This is a genomic window from Variovorax sp. GW821-FHT10B04 (assembly GCF_059415645.1).
Genome location: NZ_JBWKNQ010000010.1, coordinates 114,682 through 131,308 on the forward strand (window position 1 = coordinate 114,682; position 16,627 = coordinate 131,308).

15 protein-coding genes are annotated in these 16,627 nt (G+C 66.4%); 1 reads left to right on the forward strand and 14 read right to left on the reverse strand.

Going from position 1 to position 16,627, the window contains the following annotated elements:
• Nucleotides 1-12: 12 nt before the first annotated feature.
• The 7 genes from AC07PZ_RS23095 to AC07PZ_RS23125 all read right to left on the reverse strand — a co-directional run bounded on the left by AC07PZ_RS23095 (nt 13) and on the right by AC07PZ_RS23125 (nt 6,405).
• Nucleotides 13-1,503, reverse strand: a complete 1,491-nt coding sequence (locus AC07PZ_RS23095) for an ABC transporter substrate-binding protein (protein WP_495297488.1) — start codon at nt 1,501-1,503, stop codon at nt 13-15.
• A gap of 59 nt (nt 1,504-1,562) precedes the next feature.
• A complete protein-coding gene (locus AC07PZ_RS23100; protein WP_495297489.1) occupies nt 1,563-2,387 on the reverse strand; it encodes an ATP-binding cassette domain-containing protein in 825 nt (274 codons plus the stop codon).
• Entirely contained in the window at nt 2,384-3,367 is a 984-nt protein-coding gene (locus AC07PZ_RS23105) for an ABC transporter ATP-binding protein (RefSeq protein ID WP_495297490.1), read from the reverse strand. The genes AC07PZ_RS23100 and AC07PZ_RS23105 overlap by 4 nt, the downstream gene beginning before the upstream one ends.
• Nucleotides 3,368-3,390: 23 nt before the next feature.
• Nucleotides 3,391-4,275: an ABC transporter permease gene (locus AC07PZ_RS23110; RefSeq protein WP_495297491.1), complete on the reverse strand. Its 885-nt coding sequence runs from the start codon at nt 4,273-4,275 to the stop codon at nt 3,391-3,393.
• The gene (locus AC07PZ_RS23115) at nt 4,272-5,231 is read right to left on the reverse strand and encodes an ABC transporter permease (RefSeq protein WP_495297492.1); all 960 of its coding nucleotides are present in this window, start codon (nt 5,229-5,231) and stop codon (nt 4,272-4,274) included. Before AC07PZ_RS23115 ends, AC07PZ_RS23110 begins: the two co-directional genes overlap by 4 nt.
• A 96-nt stretch (nt 5,232-5,327) precedes the next feature.
• Nucleotides 5,328-5,663, reverse strand: a complete 336-nt coding sequence (locus tag AC07PZ_RS23120) for an AzlD domain-containing protein (RefSeq protein ID WP_495297493.1) — start codon at nt 5,661-5,663, stop codon at nt 5,328-5,330.
• A gap of 58 nt (nt 5,664-5,721) precedes the next feature.
• On the reverse strand, nt 5,722-6,405 hold the full coding sequence (locus tag AC07PZ_RS23125) for an AzlC family ABC transporter permease (protein WP_495297494.1): 684 nt from the start codon (nt 6,403-6,405) through the stop codon (nt 5,722-5,724).
• 273 nt (nt 6,406-6,678) lie between these two features.
• Here AC07PZ_RS23125 and AC07PZ_RS23130 point away from each other — a divergent pair, with 273 nt between their 5' ends.
• On the forward strand, nt 6,679-8,124 hold the full coding sequence (locus tag AC07PZ_RS23130; protein WP_495297495.1) for an aminotransferase-like domain-containing protein: 1,446 nt from the start codon (nt 6,679-6,681) through the stop codon (nt 8,122-8,124).
• Between the two features lie 81 nt (nt 8,125-8,205).
• On the opposite strand, the gene AC07PZ_RS23135 is transcribed toward AC07PZ_RS23130, so the two are convergent.
• From AC07PZ_RS23135 to AC07PZ_RS23165, 7 genes are all read right to left on the reverse strand, one after another.
• Nucleotides 8,206-9,282 (reverse strand): alpha/beta hydrolase, encoded by a 1,077-nt coding sequence (locus AC07PZ_RS23135; RefSeq protein WP_495297496.1) that lies wholly within the window; start codon nt 9,280-9,282, stop codon nt 8,206-8,208.
• Nucleotides 9,283-9,411: 129 nt separating this feature from the next.
• Nucleotides 9,412-10,998: a serine hydrolase domain-containing protein gene (locus AC07PZ_RS23140; RefSeq protein WP_495297497.1), complete on the reverse strand. Its 1,587-nt coding sequence runs from the start codon at nt 10,996-10,998 to the stop codon at nt 9,412-9,414.
• Nucleotides 10,974-12,050 carry an ABC transporter substrate-binding protein gene (locus AC07PZ_RS23145; RefSeq protein WP_495297498.1) on the reverse strand — a complete coding sequence of 359 codons (1,077 nt, stop codon included), beginning with the start codon at nt 12,048-12,050 and terminating at the stop codon, nt 10,974-10,976. The genes AC07PZ_RS23140 and AC07PZ_RS23145 overlap by 25 nt, the downstream gene beginning before the upstream one ends.
• Nucleotides 12,051-12,106: 56 nt before the next feature.
• Nucleotides 12,107-13,168: an ABC transporter ATP-binding protein gene (locus AC07PZ_RS23150; RefSeq protein WP_495297499.1), complete on the reverse strand. Its 1,062-nt coding sequence runs from the start codon at nt 13,166-13,168 to the stop codon at nt 12,107-12,109.
• Entirely contained in the window at nt 13,161-14,897 is a 1,737-nt protein-coding gene (locus AC07PZ_RS23155) for an ABC transporter permease (RefSeq protein WP_495297500.1), read from the reverse strand. Before AC07PZ_RS23155 ends, AC07PZ_RS23150 begins: the two co-directional genes overlap by 8 nt.
• The gene (locus AC07PZ_RS23160) at nt 14,894-15,256 is read right to left on the reverse strand and encodes a DUF4387 domain-containing protein (protein WP_495297501.1); all 363 of its coding nucleotides are present in this window, start codon (nt 15,254-15,256) and stop codon (nt 14,894-14,896) included. Before AC07PZ_RS23160 ends, AC07PZ_RS23155 begins: the two co-directional genes overlap by 4 nt.
• Nucleotides 15,249-16,625 carry an acyclic terpene utilization AtuA family protein gene (locus AC07PZ_RS23165; RefSeq protein ID WP_495297502.1) on the reverse strand — a complete coding sequence of 459 codons (1,377 nt, stop codon included), beginning with the start codon at nt 16,623-16,625 and terminating at the stop codon, nt 15,249-15,251. The genes AC07PZ_RS23160 and AC07PZ_RS23165 overlap by 8 nt, the downstream gene beginning before the upstream one ends.
• Nucleotides 16,626-16,627: the final 2 nt, after the last annotated feature.

Sequence of the window (16,627 nt, forward strand, 5' to 3'; positions counted from 1 at the left end):
GTGTTCCTTCGATCAGGACCAGCTCAGCGCCGACAGGTCGTTGACCGAGATCGGCAGCGAGGTCCACAGGCCCTTGATGCCCTTCTTGGCGATGGTCGGGAACTGCGGCTGGTACATGAAGCCGTTGACGGCGTCGGTCGCCAGCATCTTCTGCGCGTCGCCCAGCAGCCTGTTGCGCTCGGCTTCGTTGCCGGTGTTCTTGATCTTGTCGTACAGGTCGTTGAAGGCCTTCGACTGGTAGCCCCAGTAGTAGTCGGGGTTGGTGTAGTTGGCGATGTCGATCGGCTCGGTGTGCGACACGATCGTCAGGTCGAAGTCCTTGTTGCCCAGCGTGCCGCTGAGCCACTGCGCCCACTCGACGTTCTGCACCTTCACCACGATGCCGATCTTGGCCATCTCGGCCACGATCACCTCGCCGCCCTGGCGTGCGTAGGGCTGCGGCGGCAGCGTCATGGTGAGTTCGAGCGGCGTCTTGACGCCCGCTTCGGCCAGCAGCTTCTTGGCCTTCTCGATGTCGAAGGGGTTGATGCCCGTCGTGTCGACGTAGCCCGGCGTGCCCGGCACGTAGTGGCTGCCGATCGGCACGCCGTAGCCGTCCGCGGCGCCTTCGATGATCGCCTTGCGGTCGATCGCGGCCAGGATGGCGCGGCGCACGCGCACGTCGTTCAGCGGCTTGCGGCGGTTGTTGATCGTCAGGATGGTCTTGCCGCGCGAGCCGGCCAGGATGGTCTGGAACTGCGGGTTGTTCTTGAACTGCGGCACCGCGCGCGTGCCGATGCGCGGGAACACGTCGATGTCGCCGGCCAGCAGCGCCGAGGTCTGGGCCGCCGTGTCGGAGATGAAGCGGAAGGTCGCCTTCTTGATCTTCGCTTCGCCGGGGTTGCGGAAGCCGTCCCACTTGCTCACGGTCAGCGACGAACCCTTCGACCAGCTGTCGAGCTTGTACGGGCCGGTGCCGACCGGCTTGGTCGCGTTGGTGTCGGCGCTCTTCGGCTCGACGATGACGGCGGTCGCCTGGCCGAGCAGGAAGGGCAGGTCGGGGTCGATTTCCTTGTTGATGACCACCACCGTGTATTCGTCCACGGCTTGCGTGCTCAGCTTCTGGAACATGCGCTTGTCTTTGTTGGTGCTCTTTTCACCGGACGCGCGATCGAACGAGAACTTGACCGTGGCCGCATTGAAGGGCTCGCCGTTCTGGAACTTGACACCCTTGCGCAGCTTGAAGGTGTAGGTGCGCAGGTCGGGCGAGATCTCCCAGCTTTCGGCCAGCAACGGCGTGACCTTGCCGTCGGCGTTGATCTTGGTCAGCGTCTCGAAGATGTTGTATTGCACGACCTCGGCAATGGCGACGGCGGCGGCGGCGGTCGGGTCGAGCCCCGGCGGCTCCAGCGTCAGACCGATAACGACCGAGTCCTTGCGGCTCTGGGCGGTGGCGAGGATGGGCAGGGCGGCACCGACGGCGGCCAGGCCGGTCGAGGCGAGAAGCGTGCGACGTTTCAACATGGTCAATGACTCCAGGGGCAAGGTAAGGCGTAACGGGTGAAGGGTAAAGGTTCGGGAAATCAGTGGTGCACCGGCTCGGCGCGGGGTACCGCCGCCAGCAGCGTCTGCGTGTAGGGGTGCTGGGCGTTCGAGAACAGCTCCTGCGGCGCGCCGCGCTCGACCACCAGGCCGCGGTTCAGCACGCACACGTCGTCGCACAGGTGGTTCACCACCGCGAGGTCGTGGCTGATCAGCAGGTAGCTGATGCCGAATTCCTGCTGCAGGTCGGTCATGAGGTTCAGCACCTGGGCCTGCACCGACACGTCGAGCGCACTCACCGGCTCGTCGGCCACGATCAGCTTGGGGCGCGTGATCAGCGCACGCGCGATCGCGATGCGCTGGCGCTGGCCGCCCGAGAACTCGTGCGGGTACTTGTCGAGGTCGGTCGTGCGCAGGCCGACCGCCGAGAGTGATGCCGACGCGCGCTTGCGCTGTTCGGCGCGGCTGGTCTCGGCCTGCGCCTCGAGCGGCTCGGCCACGATCTGCGCCACGGTCTGGCGCGGGTCGAGCGAGCCGTACGGGTCCTGGAAGACCATCTGGATGTCGCGCCGCGCCGCGCGCAGTTCGTCGCGCGACATCGTGTTCAGGTCGCGGCCGAGCAGCTTCACGCTGCCCGAGGTCGGGCGGTCCAGCGCCATGACCAGCCGTGCGATGGTCGACTTGCCCGAGCCGGACTCGCCGACGATGCCCAGGCTCTGGCCCTGGCGCACGGTGAAGCTCACGCCGTTCAGCGCCTTGACCTGTGCGGGCGGCGTGAAGAGCGATTCGCGCGGCAGCGGGTAGTGCCGCACCAGGTCGGTCACTTCGAGCAGCGGCGCGGTGGGGTTGTTCGTCGACGTGCTCATGCCGCCATCTCCATCCGTGCTTCGGGCAATCGGCTGCAACGCACCTCGTGGCCGCCGGGCATGTACGTCACGGCCGGACGCATCGAGACGCAGGCGTCGATGGTCTGGCTGCAGCGGCCCGCGAACGGGCAGCCGGCTGGCATGTCGACCAGTTCGGGCACGCTGCCGCGGATCGTCTCCAGCCGCACGCCGCGCGGGGCGCCGAGCGCGGGCCGCGCCGCGAACAGGCCCTTGGTGTACGGGTGCGCACGTTCCGCGAAGACGCGCTCCGTCGGGCCGCTCTCGACCACGCTGCCGCCGTACATCACGAGCATCTTCGACACGCTGCGCGCGATCACGCCGAGGTCGTGCGAGATCAGGATCAGCGCCATGCCGCGTTCGGCCACCAGGCTCTGGATCAGGTCGAGGATCTGCTTCTGGATCGTCACGTCGAGCGCGGTCGTCGGCTCGTCGGCGATCAGCAGGTCCGGGCTGCATGCCAGCGCCATCGCGATGCCGATGCGCTGGCGCTGGCCGCCCGAGAACTGGTGCGGGTAGGAGTCGAGCCGCGAAGCCGGCTCCGGGATGCCGACGCGTTCGAGCAGCGCCAGCACTTCGGTGCGGGCCTGCGCGCTGGACATGCCGCGGTGCAGCTTGAGCGGCTCGCCGACCTGGCGCGCAATCGTGTGCACCGGGTTGAGCGCCGTCATCGGTTCCTGGAAGATCATGCCGATCCGGTTGCCGCGGATCTTGCGCATGTCGGACTCCGGCAATCCGACCAGTTCCTGGCCCGCGAAGCGGATGCTGCCGGAGACCTTGGCGCTGGAGGGCAGCAGGCCCATCAGCGACTGCACGGTGATCGACTTGCCGCAGCCGGACTCGCCGACGATGCCCAGCGTCTCGCCGGGCGCGACCGAAAAGTTGATGCCGCGGACCGCATCGGCCGGGCCGCGCTGGGTCTGCAGCCCGATGCGGAGGTTGTTGACTTCAAGAAGAGACATGTCGGTTCTCGTTGTGGGCATGGTCAGCGCGCGCGCGCCAGGCGCGGGTCCAGAAGGTCGCGCAGGCCGTCGCCGAGCAGGTTGAGGCCGAGGACGGCCAGGGCGATCGCCATGCCGGGGAACACCGCCAGCAGCGGCGCCTGGAACATCAGCGTCTGCGCTTCGCTCAGCATGCGGCCCCACGAGGCCTGCGGCGGCTGCGTGCCCATGCCCAGATAGGACAGGGCGGCTTCGGCCAGGATGGCGATCGCGAAGCGGATGGTGATCTGCACGATCAGCACGGCCGAGATGTTCGGCAGCACGTGCTGCATCGTGATGGAGAACGGCCCCTTGCCGCAGGCCCGGGCGGCGGCCACGTATTCGCGCGACCAGATGGCGTTAGCCGATGCGCGCGTGATCCGCGCGAAGGTCGGTATGTTGTAGATGCCGATGGCGATGATCGCGTTGACCAGACCTGCGCCGAACACGGCCGTCAGCATGATGGCCGACAGGATCGCGGGGAAGGCGAGCGAGAAATCGGTGAAGCGCATCACGGCTTCTTCCACCCAGCCGCGCCGCGCGGCGGCGAGCAGGCCGAGGCCGGTGCCGACCACCAGGCCGATGCCGACGGCGATCACGCCCACCAGGATCGAGGCGCGCGCGCCGGCCAGCAGCAACGAGGCCACGTCGCGGCCATAGGCGTCCGTGCCCAGCCAGTGCGCCCAGGTGGGCGACTGCATCTTGTTGGCCATGTCCATCTCGGAGACGGACCACGGCGTCCACACGAGCGACAGCACGGCCGCGACGATGAGCAGGCCCGAGAGCACGGCTCCGACCATGAAGCTGCGGTGGCCGGTCGCGCGGCGCCAGAAGCCGGGCGCCTTGGGCGCGACCGCCGAGGCGGGCTTGTCGAGGGTGATGGCGTTCATATGTCGCTGGCTTTCACGCGGGGGTCGATGACGGCATAGAGCACGTCGACCACGAAGTTGACGATGACCACCATGGCTGCGAGCAGCATCACGCAGTCGCGCACGACGATCAGGTCGCGGTTGCTGATCGCCTGGAAGATCAGGCGGCCCAGGCCGGGCAGGTAGAACACGTTCTCGATCACGATCGTGCCGGCCAGCAGCTCGGAGAACTGCATGCCCATCACGGTCACGACCGGGATGAGCGCGTTGCGCAGCACGTGCGTCCAGAGCACCGAGCGCTGCGAAACGCCCTTGGCACGCGCGGTGCGCACGAAGTCCTCGCGCATCACTTCGAGCACGGCCGAGCGCGTGATGCGCGCGAGGATCGCCGACTGCACGACGGCCAGCGCGAGCGCCGGCAGCAGCAGCGACTTCAGGCCCGACACGATGCCTTCGGCGCCTTCGCCCCAGCCGTCGAAGCCGCCGGCGGAGAACCACTGCAGCTTCACCGAGAACAGCAGGATCAGCAGGATCGCGAACCAGAAGTTGGGCACCGCGATGCCCAGCTGCGCCATGCCCATCAGGCCGACGTCGCCCATCTGGTTGTGGCGCGCAGCCGCCGTCACGCCGACCAGCAGCGCGAAGACGGTGGTCAGCACCATCGCCGTGAGCGCCAGCGGCACCGTCAGGGTCAGGCGATCGAGGATCAGGTCGAGCACCGGCGAGCCATAGGCATAGCTGTCGCCGAGATTGCCCGTGAGGAGCCCGCCGATCCATTGCCAGTAGCGCGTCCAGGCCGGCAGGTCCAGGCCGAGCTTGGTGGCGAGCGCGGCCACCGCGGCCGGGTCGGCGTCGGGGCCCATGAGGATCTGCGCGGCGTTGCCGGGCAGGATCTCGAGCACGAGGAACACGATGATCGACGCACCGATCAGCGTGCCGATCAGCGTCGCGAGTCGCTTGAGGATGAACAGGCTCATGGTGATTTCGCCAGGTCCGGCGGCGGTAGGGAAGAAGGGTGGTTCGGGCTCATGTGTGGGCTTCGATCGAGGGGCGTTTCATGCGGGTGCGGGCCGTCACCAGCCCCAGCCCACGTGAAGGGGGAAATACGCCAGGCTGCCGACGACGATCGGCAGCGTGACGCTGCGTCGCAGCACGTAGCACAGGCAGGCGGCAGCGACGGCGAAAAGGCGCGCGTCGCGCCAGTCGGTGATGAAGGCCCCGGCGGGCGACAGCAGCACCTGCGGCACGACCAGCGCCAGCAGCGCGGCCGGCGGCGCGTGCCGCATGGCGTTCTGCAGCCACGGCGGAAACCGGGGCGCGTGTCTCGGCAGCAGGAACACGCTGCGCGTCAGCACCGTGGTGGCGGCGAGCGCAAACACGGCCAGCCAGTGGAAGAGCGCCGTGTTCATGGGCGACCTCCACCGCGCGGGCTGCGGTGCCGAGCGTCTTCGGGCGGCCGGGCGGCGCTCATGCGGCCGCCTTGTTGCGGTCGAGCCATGCGCCGGTCAGCGCGGCAAGCGCGATCGCCGCCAGCACGCCGGAGCCCATCGGCCAGGACGCCGTCAGCGCGGCCACGGTGCCGGCGACCAGCGCCGAGATGCGGGTGTGGCGGTCGTGCAGCATCGGCAGCGTCAGTGCCAGCAGCGCGAGCGCGCCGATGAACTGCAGGCCCCAGCTGGCGGGAATGGCGTCGACGGCCAGGATGCCGACCAGCGACGAGAGCTGCCAGGCGGCCCAGTTCGTCAATGCCAGGCCGAGGAAATAGGGGACCTTGCCGGGCCGGCCCGACTGTTGGCGCGCCACGAACGCGGCATAGACCGGGTCGCCTGCAAAGTAGGCCAGCAGCAGGCGCCGCGGCCGGGGCATGTGGCCCAGGTAGGGACGCCAGAGCGCACTGAAGACGACGAAGCGCAGGTTCAGCAGGAAGGCCATCGCGACGATCAGCCACAGGTGCGCGCCGGCGGCGATCAGGGGCAGGCCGGCCAGCTGGGAAGAGCTGGCGAACACCAGGAAGGACATGGCCAGGATCACGGACAGGTCGAGCCCGCTCTTGCCCATCGCCGCGCCCGTGATGAGGCCCATGGCGATCGTGCCCAGCGACGGCCCCGCGATGGCGCGTGCACCCGAGGCGAACTCGTTCCAGGCAGTCAACGGCGGCGACTGCTGGGAATGCTCTGTGCTTGTATGAGGGACGGGATGCCGCATGGGTCGGAAGGTTCGAATCGGGGTCGCAAGGCGGTGGGCATCGGGTGCTGCCGCCTTGCGTGTACTTTAGTCATGCGCCACCCATACACATATATACAGTTGAACAATGGTGCGCTATAACAGTTCGGCCTCTCCGTGCAGTGCAGCTACCCAAACTGGAACGTGCGGTGCACCAGTTCTGTGCGAGCGCGCCGCGCGATCCTCCGAAAGCAGTCCACGATGACGTCCATCGACAAAGCACCATCCGCCATTCCCCTGGTCCAGCAGATCCGGGATTCGATTGCCGGCGAAATCGACCGCGGACTGCTGCTGCCCGGCGCCAAGCTCGAGTCGGTGCGGGGTGCCGCATTGCGCCGCGGGGTCAGCACGATGACCGTCACCAATGCCTATAACCGGTTGGTGGCCGAGGGCTATCTCGTCGCCCGCCGCGCCAGTGGTTACTTCGTCACGTCGGACCCGAGCCGGTCGTCGGCGCTGCAGCGCGGACGGCCCTTCGTCGGGCGCACGAAGGTCGACTCGCTGTGGTTGATCCGCCGGGTCTGGGAGGACGACAGCGCGTTGATCAATGCCGGCTGCGGCTGGATGCCACCGGACTGGCTGCAGGGCGAGGAAGTGCGCACCGCGCTGGCGGGCCTGGCGCGCAAGAAGAGCGCGGGCCTGGCGAACTACGGCGGGCCGAGCGGCTACCTGCCGCTGCGCCAGCAGATCCAGATCCTGCTCGGCCAGCGGGCCATCGACGTCGCAGCGCACCAGATCACCCTGACCCATGGCGCCACGCAGGGCCTGGCGCTGGCCGCCCGCACGCTGCTGCGCCCGCAGGACGCCGTGCTGGTCGACGACCCGGGCTCGACCAATCTCTTCGCGACGCTGCGGTCGATGGATGTGCGCCTGGTCGGCGTGGAGCGCAGGCTCGACGGCCCCGATCTCGTGGCGCTGGAAGCGCTGGCCAAGCGCTACCGGCCGAAGGCCTTCTTCATCTGCACGCAACTGCACAACCCGACCGGCGGCATGTGCTCGCCGGCCGTGGCCTACCAGATCCTGCGGCTGGCGGAGAAGTACGACTTCCAGATCGTCGAGAACGACGTGCTGGCCGGCTTCGAGCCCGCGGGCGCGGTCAGCCTCGCGAGCCTGGACCAACTGAAGCGGGTCATCTACATCGGGAGCTTTTCGAAGACGATCTCGCCCAGCCTGCGCGTGGGCTACCTGGCCTGCAGCGAGGACCTGGCCGAGCGGATCATCTACGAGAAGATGGTCGACAGCCTGACCAGCTCCGAGCTGGGCGAGAAGCTGGTCCACGCGGTGCTCGTGGGCGGGCACTACCGTGCGCACCTCGCAACGCTGGCGGAGCGCTTGCGCGAGGCGCAGCGCGTCGTCTGCGACGGGCTCGAGGAGGCCGGCCTGCAGGTGTTCGCGCGTCCTGCGGGCGGGCCCTTCCTGTCGGCACGCTTCGTCGACGAAAAGGTCGACGTGCTCGACGTGGCGCAGCAGGCGGTGGCGGCGGGCATCATGCTCGCGCCCGGCTACCTGTTTCGCACCGACCAGCAGCCGACGCCGTGGATGCGCTTCAACGCCGCTTACGCCAACAACCCGCGGCTGTTCGAATTCCTGCGGGCGGTGAGCGGGCGCAAGGGGCGGGCATCCGTGTCCCGCTCGGCCGCCGATTGAGCCGCCCGGCTTCTCGGCTTCTACCGGCGGGCGAGGCCCGAGCCGCCACTCACCAGTTCGTCTCTGTCGGCGGTGGCCCTTTCATGGCACGACGTGGCTGGCGATCCATCCATCGAGCATCGCCGAGATTTCGAGGTTGTTCTTCTCCAACATCATCATGTGGCCGTTTCCATGGATTCCCAGATCGGCCAGCCGGATCAGATCGTTCTTCACACCGGCCTGCGCCAGATACTTCGATGTGCAGTGGTCGTACGCCGCGTGATATGACGCCTCGGTGATGACGACAGCCGTCGGGATGCCTGCCAGATTCGGCAGCCTTCGTGGCGTTCCATCCTGCATGAAGCAGCGCACGAGGTCGGGCGCGTCGGGCGCCTCCTGCTGCACCACCTGCAACTCGGCGGGATCGGTCAACGCCGGTTCGTAGGTCAATGCGATGTCCGTGAGCCCCCATGGACGTACCCGGCTTGCGTTTTGGAACGGTGGGCCCAACGGCTCGATGGCCACGATACCTTTGACGAGTTGCGGTCGAGCGTCGGCAATGAGCCAACCGAACGCACCGGCCTGAGAGTGCACGACAAGGACTGCCGGTCCGATCTTGTCCAGCAGTGCCGCGCCTGCTCGCTGCACCAGGGTCTGGGTCTCGCTGTTGCTTTCGAGGTGCTGCATTTGCGAGCGGAAGAACGCGTCGAAAGTCGGGTCGCCGATACGTCCGCTGCCAGGCCACTGAGTCTGGCGCCTGGCTTGCGGCCATGTTCCCTTTTCTGCATTGGCAGTGAACTGACGCTCCTCCATCTCGGTCGTGAAGAGCATTTCCTTGCCGTCGATCCCGGGCAGGTAGGCCGAACGCCCTCGGGCGGGTTGGTCGACCAGATAGACGACGTAGCCACGCTCGACGAAGTCATCTGCCCAGCCTTTGCGGCCGTCGGGTGTGCCCATCCAGTTGGTGGCGTTCTGTCCGGCTCCGTGGAACAGGACCAGCGGCCAGCGATGCTGGATCCGCTTGGGAACGAGCACCTCGACATACATCGCTCCGTGCATGAGTGTCTTCCCGGGCTGTCCCACATAGTCGCCGCCGACATAGAAGAAGCCGCGCCGGCCCAGCGCGGACTGGTCTGTCGTCGGCACTGGAACGATCGCCTGTGCGGGCTGCGGCGACATCGCTGGCATCGTCGAGTTGGCACAGGCGGCAAGGACGGATATCAACGAAATTGCACTCACCCTGCGCAGTGCGCACCGCCACGGGCTCGTCCTTCCAATTCTCATTGCATTCATGGGTTCAGGTCTCGATCAGGGATGGACGTTGCGGGTGCCGTGCACCGTGGCGTGAACCAACGGTCGTGACGTGGCACCTCCGTTGACGTTCACTGAACGCGACATCGTCAGGGCCTCGCCTTCGAAGACGAGCACGAAGGTGTCCCGGAACGCGGTTTCCGTGTACTGGCATTGCACGGTGAAACTGCAGGGGCTGTTCCAGTGTCCGCTCGCCACGGTGACGAGTTCGCCCGGCTCGTAGCCGTGGTGGAGCCCGGCGCCGGGCAGCGTGGTGTGCGACCCGAACGTGGTGCCATGGAGCCCCGCTTCGATGCCATGCCACGTCGCGCCGATCTCGAATTGCAGGCGGCATGTCGCGCCGCGGAAATCCAGCCGGATCGCTTGAATGCCGTCGGCGTTGGGTTCTGCGTCGAAGCAAAGGCCATCCACGTCGATGGTGGTCGAGGCTGCTGGATGGTCCGGTGCAGCCAGCTTCAATTCGCGCGTGTGCAAATAGGCGGCCAGCGATGCTTCGGTGCCGGCCGTTGCATCGGCGCCGGCGATCACGCGGGGCAGGTATTCCCAGACCCGCGGCGGAATCCCGACATCCGGTCTGCTGATGGATCCTGGTACGGCCGCTGTCGTGACCAGGGCGAGTCCGTGCTCGGGAAGCACGAAGGCGTACTGGCCGAAGGCACCGAAGGCAAAGAAGCCAGGCGTGTTCGGCCAGACCCACCAGTGATAGCCGTAGGGCCCCGCCGCCGTGGCTTTCGAAGCGGCTGCGACCCAGCCCTCCGGCAGGATGCGTCGACCTTGCCAGCGTCCATCTGCCGCATGCAGGATGGCCAGGCGAAGCAGGTCTTCCGAGCTTGCGCTGACACCGTTGCCTCCAGGGTTGATCCCTTCGGGGCCGACGTCCCATCGCACGGAGCGCATGCCGAGCGGCTCGAACAAGCGCTGCGCCAGATAGTCTCGAAGCGACTGTCCCGAGGTGCGTGTGACGATCGCCGACAGCATGAAACTCGTGGCGCTCGAATACTGGAAGTGCGTGCCCGGTGCATGCACCACGGGGATCTTCAGGAATTCGTCGATCCAGCTCGATGCGATACCTCGCCAGACCGAGCCCGACATGCCGCGATCGTGGCCGGAGGTCTGGGTCAGCAGATCACGCACCCTCATCTGCGCGAGGTTCGGTGGAATCTCCGTCGGCAGTCGCTCCGGAAAGAACGAGACGACAGTGTCGTCGAGAGAAAACAGCCCCTCGTGCACCGCAAGGCCGATGCCGGTCGCCGTGAGTGCCTTCGTCACCGAGTGCAGCATGTGCACGTGCTGGGGGGCATATGGCTTCCACCATGCCTCGGCCACCACTGCGCCGTGCCTGGCCAGCATGAAGCTGTGCAACTCCAGACCCGCCGATTCCATGGCACGCAGCAGCGCCTCGACAGCCGATGCGGACAACCCGGCCGCAGCGAGGGATGTGCGCGGCAGAACCTGATCGACCGGCGACGGCTGCTGTCGTGGCGCTTGCGTCGTATCCGGATGATTCCTCGAGTTCAAATCAACTTCTCCATCCTTGGGGCTCGATCTCATGTCCATGCTCAAGCCTTGAACAAGGATTTCCATTTCTTGACGACTTGCGGCCAGCCCGCGAGCTTCTTGCGGTCGTAGGTGTAATAGATGATGTTCTTGTCGCCGATCTGTTCGCGCACGGTCTTGAGCGTGTTGAACGGCAGCCCGTCTTGCGCAACGTCATCGCGGTAGGGTGTCAGGCCCGTCATGGCCAGTGCGCGCTGGCCGTCTCGCGACAGCATGAGATCCAGCACGAGCTTCGCGGAGTTCGGGTTCTTTGCCCGCTTCGTGATCAGTGCACCCTGGAGCGACACGGGCGTGCCGTCCTTCACGTAGCTCCAGCCGACGAGCCGCTTCACTTCCGGGCGTTCGAAGCCGACGAGCGACACGCTGTTGGAGAAGAAGGCGACCTTGTACTCGCCCGTCATGAGCTTCTCGCGCTGAACCGCGCCGCCCGACTCGGGCCGAGTGAGCGGTCCGATGGGTTCGAAGATCGACCAGTCGTTGCCCGGGCCTTCGAGCCAGGTCGCGAACATCGCGGTGCCGAAGGGATTGGCCTCGGCGTCGTAGGTGGATATCCGGCCTTTCATTCCCTTGGGATCGGCCTTGGCCATGGCCGAGATGTCCCGAATCGATTCCGGCGGCGTCTTCACGAGCAGGCGGTTGTACATGAGGATCGCCGGGCTGGCGGAGATCGTGTACAGCCCCGGCTCCGGCCTGCTCCAGGCCGGCAGCGCGTCCAGTTCACGCGAGACGTAGGGCATCATTTCGCCGCGATCGATGAAGTCGACGAAGCGGTCCGGCGCGGTGGTGGAAATGATGTCCGCGCTCCGCGTCCCGGCCGCCGACTCGGCGAAGTAGCGCTCCCATAACTCGGCGCCCATGTCGCTCGTCTCGAGCTTGATCCAGGGGTAGGTGCGTGCGAGCAACTCCCGGAACGGTTTCCAGATGAACTCGGGCAGGTTCGAATAGACGAGCACGCCGGATTCCGACCGGGAGGCTTCGACGATGGCCTGGTAGTCCGGCTTCGAGGCCTGGGCTCGCGCGACGAGCGGGCCGCCCAGTGTGAACAACCCCAGGAGCTGGGCCACGACTCTGCGTTTCATTTCGGTTCCTTGAAGGATGGTGAAGGAGGGGAATCGGCATGCGCTGCCGCAATTGCTCAGGCGAAGACGCGCAAGGCGTCCTCGGGAATGCGCAGGTAGCCTTCCAGTGGCGCGCCGGTCGCAGGCACTTCGACCCGCAGCGTCTGGGTTCCGACGCGCGCTTCGACGAGCACACGGGACCCCAGGTAACTGCGGGACAGGATCTCCGCCGGGAACGCATCGGCCCCCTGCGTCCGAGTGAGGGCCAGGCTTTCCGGGCGCGCGCTCAAGGTGACACGTGCCCCGACGCTCAGCGTGCTGCTGCTCGGCACCGAGATCTCCGGCCCTCCTTCGAGCTGCACGCGGGAGCTGCCTTGCAACGACGACACGACCGTTCCGGCAAATATGTTGCTCGCGCCCACGAAGTCGGCGACGAAGGCCGTTGCGGGACTCTGGTAGATCTCGTGCGGCGTGCCGATCTGCGCGATGCGCCCGCCGTGCATCACGATGATCCGATCGCTGAGCGACAAGGCCTCCGTCTGGTCATGCGTCACGAAGATCGTGGTCATGCCGGTGCGGCGCTGGATCTCGCCCAGCCAGAGGCGCGCCTTCTCCCGCAGCTTGGCGTCGAGGTTGGACAGCGGTTCGTCCAGCAGGAGGATGGTGGGTCGATACACCATCGTCCGTGCCAGTGCCACACGCTGCTGCTGACCACCCGAAAGCTCACCCGGGAAGCGCTCGGCGAAATTTTCCATGTCGACCATGGCGAGTACTTCCTCGATGCGAGAGCGCGCTTCCGCGCCGCGCACGCCGTTGAGTTCCAACGCGAAGTCGAGGTTGCGATAGACCGTCATGTGCGGCCACAGCGCGTACGACTGGAACATCAGCCCGAGCCGGCGATGTCGCGCGTCGACGAAGATGCCGCGCGCATCGTCGAACACGCACCGCCCGCCGATCGTGATGCGACCGGAGGTCGGGCGGTCCAGGCCGGCCAGTGCGCTGAGCGTCGTCGACTTTCCGCAGCCGGACGGCCCCAGCAAGGTCATGAACTCTCCCGAGCGCACCTCGAACGACACATCGTCCAGGGCCGTGGTCGCGCCGAAGCGCCGGCCGAGGTTCTCCACAATCACATCAGCCATAGAGGCGTACTCCGAACACACGAGTTGAAATTGAAACCAGCACGACCGTGAGGGCGACCTGCACCACCGCGAGTGCTGCGACCGGGCCGATGCTTCCCTGAGCCCAGAGGCTCAGCATCGTCGAGCCGATCACCTCGCTGCCGGGCGCCATCAGGAACACTGCCGACGAATACTCCTTGATGATCAGGACCATCAGCAGGACGAAGCACGAGAGCAGTGCGTGCTTCTGCAGCGGCATGACGATGCGCAACATCGTGGTCGTCCAGCCCGCACCCGCCACCCGCGCCGCCTTGTCGAAGTCGGGCGTGATCTGCACGAGCGCGGGCGCGACGATGCCGTAGCCCGCACTGAGGAACCGGATGAGGTAGGCGAGGAGCAGCAGCCAGATGGTGTCGCGCAGGATGGACATGCCTGGTATGAACACCGAGGCGTAGAACACGCCGAGGCCCACGATCATCCCCGGCAGCACCCTCGGCACTTGCGCAAAGGCATCCAGCACGCGTCGCAGGACGAAGTTCGAGCGCTGCGAGACGAGCGAGACGCCCACGATCAGGGCCGTTCCGACGGCCGCGCCGATCAGTGCGAGCACCACGGTGTTGAAGATGGAGCGACGGTACACATCCACCGTGAGCAGGTCGGCGAAGTTCTGCCATGTCAGTGCTTCGGACAGCGGGACGCCGGGCGCAATGATGAAGGTGCCCGAGCGCACGAAAACCGAGCCCACGATCGCCAGCACACCGAGCAGCACGTAGGCGCCCAGAACCCCGCTGGCGACCCATCGCCACCGTCCCAGCGGCAGTCGGCGCAGCGCGCCGGCCTTGGGCCCGACGCCGATGAAGCGGAACGACTTGCGCATCCACAGCCGCTGCAGCAGGAACAGCACCCCGACGAATGCGATCAGCATCACCGCGAGCGCCGCAACCAGGCCGTATTGAGGAATGCCGGCGGACTGGAAGCTGCGCTTGTAGATGAGCGTCGTCAGCAGATCGATGTGAACAGGTCCGCCGATGATCAGCGGGATCGCCAATGTCTCGGTTGCGTTGACGATGTTCATGATCAACGCAAAGATCAGCGCAGGCCGCATCAGCGGCAGGCTGATCCGCCGGAGCACCTGCCAGGTTCCGGCGCCAGTGATGCGCGCTGCGGCGTCGTGGTCCGGGTCCTGCTGGCGCGCGGAGACGATGCAGTACAACGTGGTGATCGGCGCGTTCGACAGCGCAGTGATCAGCGCCATTCCCGTCAGCGAGTAGAGATTCCACGGCGCGTCGGTGCCGGTCAACTGCTGGAATAGCAACGTGACTGTGCCCATCGGCCCGTAGGCAATGATGGCGCCGAACCCGATCACCTGGGGCGACAGGTACAGCGGCCAGAACACCAGTGCACCCAGAACGCCACGGCCCGGCATGTCCGTGCGTTCGAGCAGAACGGCAGCACCCACGCCGAAGATCATCGAAAAGGCGACCGTGATGAGCGCGAAGATCGCCGTGGCGCCCACGCTTTGCCGGATCTCCGCATCCTCGAACAACAGCCGGAAGTTCCCGAGCGTCCAGGCGGCCTCGGGGTAGTACAGCGGTCGGTCCATGAAGACCTGCATGACCGTCGGTACGAGTGCCGCTGCGATCAGTGCCAGCGTTATCGCCGTGATCCCGATCTGGATGCCGACGCCTTCGCCGCCTTTGCGATCGCCTTCGTGTGGTATCCGAGGCAAGTCGAGCGATCTCGCGCTCATCGGACCGCCGCCTCGTCCAGCGGGTCCGCTGCGTGGCCTGTCGCACCGCCGGCACTGAGTTCGACATCGAGCAAGCGCACGTATTGCTGGCCACCATGCATGTCACGCTCGAAGACACCGCCCTGGGGCGCCTTGCGCGGAAACGAGAGCTTGAGCACATCGAGGTCTCGGACCGGGAACCGCTTGACCGAATCCACCGGGACGGCAAAGGCGCTGGCAATGGCCTCGCTCTGCAGTTCGGGTGCCTCGGACCAGCGACGGAACGCCTCGGCGTCCTTGAAGAACATATCGACGGTGATCCAGAAAGGGCCCGCATTTTTTGACCGCACATGGCGGCAGACTTCTGAAAGCTTAGGCATGGGTGAGTTCTCCTGCGTGCACGTAGACCGTGCGGACGAGTTCAAGTGGCTCGCTCACATGCACGACGTGATTCAGCCTGAATTCGTACACTGCGCCCCGCTCGACCTCGGCGGGCGAGAACGGGAACGCATAGCTCGGCAGCTCGGCCTCCCGGTGCAACGGCATGTGGAAAAAGAGCGGATTGCAGGTCTTGGCGATTTGTGTTGCCTGCTCCTGCGTCGGCGCCGTTGCGACGAACATCAGTCCGATCTCTTCGGGAATGTGCGGGCTGTCGATGCCGCTGACGGCATTCCAGCCGTATGGCCGCAACGAAATATCGAACGCGAGATCGGCATTGCCCATCGTCTCGCGGACCCGGGCGACAAGCGTCTGTTGCATCTGGGCCAGAAAGCGCGGCAACTCCCGGAGAACCTTCGGGTCCTGGATGCCGACGAGCATGATCGTCTGGTGGGCTGTCGCGACCGCCCCTTCGAGTTTCATGGTGTAGGGGCCGGTCTCGAAGCGAGAGCCCGTGACCCGCACGCAGCGATCGGTCGCCGCCTCGTAGCACGCATGCGATACGTCGAGGACGCCGCCGGGCTCGTGCAGGAGAAAGGGGTCGCTGTTCTCATAGAGCATGTGTGCGGACACCGTGTAGGGCGTGCAGCGATTGGTCGCGCGCAGGGGCTCAATCTCGAAGAAGTCCGCACCGACGCGCATCATGACGCCGCCTTCGCGCGGGCTCACGGAGCACAGGCCGCCACATTCGGCGATCTTGCCCGCGTGCCACGCGGCGCCTGCGGACATTCCCTTCATGAGCGGTACGGCGGCCAGGACTGCGGTGTCGGTGGTGCGCCCGCCGAGCACGATGTCTGCGCCGGCGTGAAGTGCGGCGATATAGGGTTCGGGCCCCATCAACGCAACGATGTGGTCACAGCCCTCGAAGACGGCGGGCTGCGCATCCGTCATCGGCGACAACGGCGCCACGCGCCCTTCGCTGGCCGCTTGCGCGATCAGGGCAGGCGGCTGTTCCGAGTAGAGGAGTGCGATATGCGGATGAAGGCCGTTCTCCTCGGCAATTTCCAATGCGATGTCGCGCATCCAGTCGAGTGCCTGATCGTTGCCTGAAGTGCCACACGAGCCGATGAGGAGCGGCACCTTCGCCTCGGCCTGGGCACGCATCAGTACGGTCATGTCGGACTTGACCGCCGCGCGCGAGTATTTGCAACGCCCCGTGGCGAGATAGGCCGGCCCGCTGTCGGTGGAGCCGGCATCGCATGCGATGGCATGTGCGCCCGCAGCCAATCCTGCTGCGACATCTGCGACTCGCACTCCAGCGCCGAGCGCCCCGACGGGCACCAGCACGTTCACTGTGTTCGATGAATTCATGC

Excerpts from the sequence above, each read along its gene's own strand:
- AC07PZ_RS23095 (WP_495297488.1), bottom strand. The coding sequence starts at position 1,503 with ATGTTGAAACGTCGCACGCTTCTCGCCTCGACCGGCCTGGCCGCCGTC.
- AC07PZ_RS23100 (WP_495297489.1), bottom strand. The coding sequence starts at position 2,387 with ATGAGCACGTCGACGAACAACCCCACCGCGCCGCTGCTCGAAGTGACC.
- AC07PZ_RS23105 (WP_495297490.1), bottom strand. The coding sequence starts at position 3,367 with ATGTCTCTTCTTGAAGTCAACAACCTCCGCATCGGGCTGCAGACCCAG.
- AC07PZ_RS23110 (WP_495297491.1), bottom strand. The coding sequence starts at position 4,275 with ATGAACGCCATCACCCTCGACAAGCCCGCCTCGGCGGTCGCGCCCAAG.
- AC07PZ_RS23115 (WP_495297492.1), bottom strand. The coding sequence starts at position 5,231 with ATGAGCCTGTTCATCCTCAAGCGACTCGCGACGCTGATCGGCACGCTG.
- AC07PZ_RS23120 (WP_495297493.1), bottom strand. The coding sequence starts at position 5,663 with ATGAACACGGCGCTCTTCCACTGGCTGGCCGTGTTTGCGCTCGCCGCC.
- AC07PZ_RS23130 (WP_495297495.1), top strand. The coding sequence starts at position 6,679 with ATGACGTCCATCGACAAAGCACCATCCGCCATTCCCCTGGTCCAGCAG.
- AC07PZ_RS23135 (WP_495297496.1), bottom strand. The coding sequence starts at position 9,282 with ATGTCGCCGCAGCCCGCACAGGCGATCGTTCCAGTGCCGACGACAGAC.
- AC07PZ_RS23140 (WP_495297497.1), bottom strand. The coding sequence starts at position 10,998 with ATGGAAATCCTTGTTCAAGGCTTGAGCATGGACATGAGATCGAGCCCC.
- AC07PZ_RS23145 (WP_495297498.1), bottom strand. The coding sequence starts at position 12,050 with ATGAAACGCAGAGTCGTGGCCCAGCTCCTGGGGTTGTTCACACTGGGC.
- AC07PZ_RS23150 (WP_495297499.1), bottom strand. The coding sequence starts at position 13,168 with ATGGCTGATGTGATTGTGGAGAACCTCGGCCGGCGCTTCGGCGCGACC.
- AC07PZ_RS23155 (WP_495297500.1), bottom strand. The coding sequence starts at position 14,897 with ATGAGCGCGAGATCGCTCGACTTGCCTCGGATACCACACGAAGGCGAT.
- AC07PZ_RS23160 (WP_495297501.1), bottom strand. The coding sequence starts at position 15,256 with ATGCCTAAGCTTTCAGAAGTCTGCCGCCATGTGCGGTCAAAAAATGCG.
- AC07PZ_RS23165 (WP_495297502.1), bottom strand. The coding sequence starts at position 16,625 with ATGAATTCATCGAACACAGTGAACGTGCTGGTGCCCGTCGGGGCGCTC.